Below are 4,035 nucleotides of genomic sequence, written 5' to 3'. Positions count from 1 at the left end.
AATGGAATATGATAAATAGTAGGTTTCCCAAGTATGACACTTAATAGAAAAGGTATAACAAGCATGGCCCATGCACCATGTTGCTTCGGAATAACTAACTTCATTAACTATACACCTCCCTCTTGAAAAGAGTTCTCACGTACTATTATACAAATAATTTTATATAATAGCGGGTGCATATTGAATCTATTTTTTGACAAAAAAATGCTCCTTACAATATGTAAGAAGCATGAAAGAGGCAAACGAATATGTAAGTCGCGACCCTACCTTATATGAGTATGCTTTTCTATGTCACGTTATGCTCATCTAATATACCGTATTTCTTTTTAAACCTTGTAAGAATCGTAATCCAAGACGTACTAAATAGTAGTAAGAAAATAACATTCGAAATCGCATGACTCAAATCAAAATAAAAACTTGCGATATAATACGAAATGACAGTCTCCCACGTTGCTTCTCGTATAAAACCGAGAAGACCCCAGAAATTCATAATCCAGCCAAATAAAAATCCAACGATTACTCCGTAAAGAAGTCTCCCCCATAGTTTTTTCATTAAAAATGTATTACGAAGTAAACCTGCTATAAAACCAATCATGCCCCACGAAAACATTTGCCACGGTGTCCACGGACCTTGTCCTAAAAAAATATTAGATACGATCGCTGCTGTGGCACCAATCATAAAACCAGTTTCACTTCCAAATACAATTGCAGAAACAATAATGACAAAAGAAGTTGGTTGTACACTTGGTAAAATAGAAAATGGCACTCTGCTTACTGCTGCAATTGCCGCTAATACAGCAACGAGAACAATTTCACGTGAAACAAACGCCTTTCTTTCAAAACGGATATAGAAAGGTAACATAATAACTGCTAATATAAACAAACTACTTAACATGTAATAACCGTCCATGACAAGTGTCGTAAGAAGTAATGTGCCTATTATTACTGCAAAAATACATATTATGAATGAAACATATCGTTTGGACACGCTTCGTACACATCCTCCCACGTTAATGCATATGGCAATTCTTTTCGAATGAATCGATTAATAGATGTTGTATAAAAGAAGTTGCCGCTAAAAAATTCTTTCGGTGCATCATTCATAATGACTGTTCCGTCAAATAACATCATACATTGATCAACGTATTTCGCTGCAAATTCAATGTCATGCGTTGCCATTATAATTGTTGTTCCTTCTTTTTGTAGCTTCCTAAATAGTTCTCCTACTCTTTCTTTCTTCCACGGATCTAGCCCCTTTGTCGGTTCATCAAGTAATAATAAAGTTGGCTTTGATAATAACGTTGTACATAACGCAAGTAGTTGTTGCTCTCCCCCGCTACAATCATGCGGATGGCGTTCTTTAAGCGAGTACAACCAAAACTTCTTCAACATATCTTCTGCTATTTCTTTTCCTTGTTCTCCGTATAATTCACGTGCACGTTCATACACTTCATCCCACACTGTATCAAATGTAAAATGATAATACGGATGTTGCGATACATACCCGATCCTTTTAAATCGTTCTTTCGAATCAATTTTATGTATCACTTTCCCGTTCCACTTTACTTTCCCTCTTCTCGCTTTTTGTAATCCTGCTAAAATCGTTAACAGTGTAGACTTTCCTGTACCGTTCTTCCCAACGAGCGCTACCCATTTTCCTTTTTCAATCGAAACTGATAAATCACGTAAAATAAGCGGACTACTTTTTTCGTACTGGAACGAAATATGCTCTGCGCTTAAAATTACCTCTTGCTTTTCACTTTGTGCTATTGGCTCATTTACATATGATATCGCTGAAAAATTATTCATTTTCATTTGCGCCTCTCGCACCGTAAACGGAATATCTCTCACATTCCACTCTAAAAATAGCCTTGGAATTTGCGGAATAAATGGACGGAATGTTTCTACTCCCCACATATTCGCTACAACCGTTTTCGGACTACCGTCATACACGATTCGGCCGTTATTCATGCAAATAACGCGCGTTGCGAGTGGTATTACTTCATCTAAACGATGTTCACTTAAAACGATCGTAATTCCAAGTTCTTCGTTAATACGCTTTAACAATCCTAAAAACTCTTTCGCAGCAATTGGATCTAATTGCGCTGTTGGTTCATCTAGTAATAATAATTTCGGCTGCATCACTAATACCGCAGCTAAATTGACAAGTTGCTTTTGCCCACCAGATAACGTATGAACAGATTGGTGCAATAAATCTTGAAATCCTAAAAAACTAATAAGCTCTGCTATTCTTTTTTGAATAATATGTGATGGTAACCCGATATTTTCTAAAGAAAATGCTAATTCTTGAATCACTGTATCCATAACGATCTGATTTTCTGGGTTTTGAAATACCATGCCAATTTCTTGGGCAGATAACAAATCATGTACTTCCTCTATTAAAACATTCTCATAAAATATCTCTCCAGAACGCGTACCAATTGGAAGTAACTCCTTTTTAAAATGTTTTAATAAAGTCGTCTTCCCAGAACCCGATCCGCCAGCAAGTACAATGAATTCACCTTTTTGAACAGAAAGAGAAATACGCTGTAACGCTTTTTCGTTTTCATCAGCATATACAAATGATAAATTGTTTATTTCTGCATGCGCCACCATAACCATTCCCTTCCTTCTATTATAATTGGTAAACTAATAAACATCGTAAATACGATAAACATCATCCCATCGTATTGCTGAAATAAAATAGATTCGACTTTCGGATAAATAATCAATTTCCCTCCGCCATACGTACTACATATAATAACAGCTATAAATAAAATGATTAAATAACTGAGCGTATACCAATCGCGCCTTTCCATTCTATAGCGAATATACGTCGTACGCTTCGTCACACCAAATCCACGAGCTTGCATAGAATCTGCCGTTTGCAGTGCATCTTCTAATGAACAAATTAATAATACTTGCAGCAATTGCATACCATTTTTCACGCGTTCAATAATGGAACCTGCATCAACTTGTACACCTTTCGTTTTTTGGACGAGTGTAATTTTCTGCAACCGCCTAATAAACAATGGCACAAACCTTACTGTAATCATCGTTAACAATGCAACTTTCGGTGAAATTCTTGAAAACAGATATAAAAATTTATGACTGGAAATAATATCATTGTATGACGCAAACGTAAACATAACTGCAACTAGTAATAACCCCATTACTATTCCAAACATAATCGCCTCAAGCTTAATACGGCTATCACCTAACCAAAATAACGTAGTTCGACCTCTATGCGTTAATAACGAATTAAATAAAATTACCATAAAAAAGAAAACAATTGTGCTCGGTAGCATCTTTCTTATCTTTTCGCTATTTCCTTGCATCACATTTAACATAATAATTAATACTATTGCTCCAATTAAAAAAAGAGGATGAAGACACATCATACATAGTATCATCACCCCGATATAATAGAAAAAATTCACAAAAGGATGTAAAGAAGAAAAACTTATTTTCATAGCCCTTTACCGAATGCCTTTCTTATTGTAATACGTATACCCACTCAATTGTATCTCCTGATTTTACCGTAGCTACACCAGCACTATGGTTTGGAAAAGCACCGTTCACACGATATTTCCATCCACTAGTATCCGCAATATCTTTTTCATATAAATCATTAATACCTTTTACATAAATACTATCTCTAGATCCGCTTGCATCAACATCTAATCCTGTACGTTGTAATACTTTATACACAGTATCGCCATCTTGTACATCCATCTTTTTCGCACCCATTATATATCCGTTATTTCCTTTTACCGAGATTGTTACTTGTTTTGCTTTAGGTACTGGTGGTGGCACTGGGTTTGGTGGTGGTACCGGTGTTGGTGGAGCTGGTACACTATTGTTCTCTTCTGGCTTTTTCTTTTGCTCCTGCTTCGGTGTTTCTTTCGGCTGATTCACAACCTTCGCTTCTTCTTTTACTTCTGGTGCTTTCGGTTGTTGTTTCTCTTCTTGTGCTTGTTGCTGCTCTGGTTGCTTATTTACAGCCGGCTGTTCTTTCGGTTGTTCCTGTTGTTT

Annotated in this window: 5 protein-coding genes; all 5 read right to left on the bottom strand. The window is 36.2% G+C overall.

Annotated elements, in window-relative coordinates; translation table 11 throughout:
• Positions 1–104: YwiC-like family protein (locus MR170_RS29945; protein ID WP_242310516.1), on the bottom strand; the 104-nt coding region annotated here is incomplete at its 3' end.
• A 182-nt stretch (positions 105–286) separates the two neighbouring features.
• Positions 287–988: an ECF transporter S component gene (locus MR170_RS29940; RefSeq protein ID WP_242310515.1), complete on the bottom strand. Its 702-nt coding sequence runs from the start codon at positions 986–988 to the stop codon at positions 287–289.
• The gene (locus MR170_RS29935) at positions 961–2,622 is read right to left on the bottom strand and encodes an ABC transporter ATP-binding protein (RefSeq protein WP_242310514.1); all 1,662 of its coding nucleotides are present in this window, start codon (positions 2,620–2,622) and stop codon (positions 961–963) included. Before MR170_RS29935 ends, MR170_RS29940 begins: the two co-directional genes overlap by 28 nt.
• Positions 2,595–3,473 carry an energy-coupling factor transporter transmembrane component T gene (locus MR170_RS29930; RefSeq protein WP_242310512.1) on the bottom strand — a complete coding sequence of 293 codons (879 nt, stop codon included), beginning with the start codon at positions 3,471–3,473 and terminating at the stop codon, positions 2,595–2,597. Before MR170_RS29930 ends, MR170_RS29935 begins: the two co-directional genes overlap by 28 nt.
• Before the next feature lie 22 nt (positions 3,474–3,495).
• A partial coding sequence (locus MR170_RS29925) for a DUF4430 domain-containing protein (RefSeq protein WP_242310509.1) occupies positions 3,496–4,035 on the bottom strand: 540 nt, incomplete at its 5' end.

The sequence above is a fragment of the Bacillus cereus group sp. BfR-BA-01524 genome (genome assembly GCF_022662595.1).
GTDB lineage: Bacteria > Bacillota > Bacilli > Bacillales > Bacillaceae_G > Bacillus_A > Bacillus_A thuringiensis_S.
The sequence above is the reverse complement of the archived record's forward strand: the minus strand, read 5'-3'. Positions and strand labels throughout refer to the sequence as shown.

What these genes read in the sequence shown, in the direction of transcription:
- MR170_RS29930 (WP_242310512.1), bottom strand. Translation starts at nt 3,473, where the DNA reads ATGAAAATAAGTTTTTCTTCTTTACATCCTTTTGTGAATTTTTTCTAT.
- MR170_RS29935 (WP_242310514.1), bottom strand. Translation starts at nt 2,622, where the DNA reads ATGGTTATGGTGGCGCATGCAGAAATAAACAATTTATCATTTGTATAT.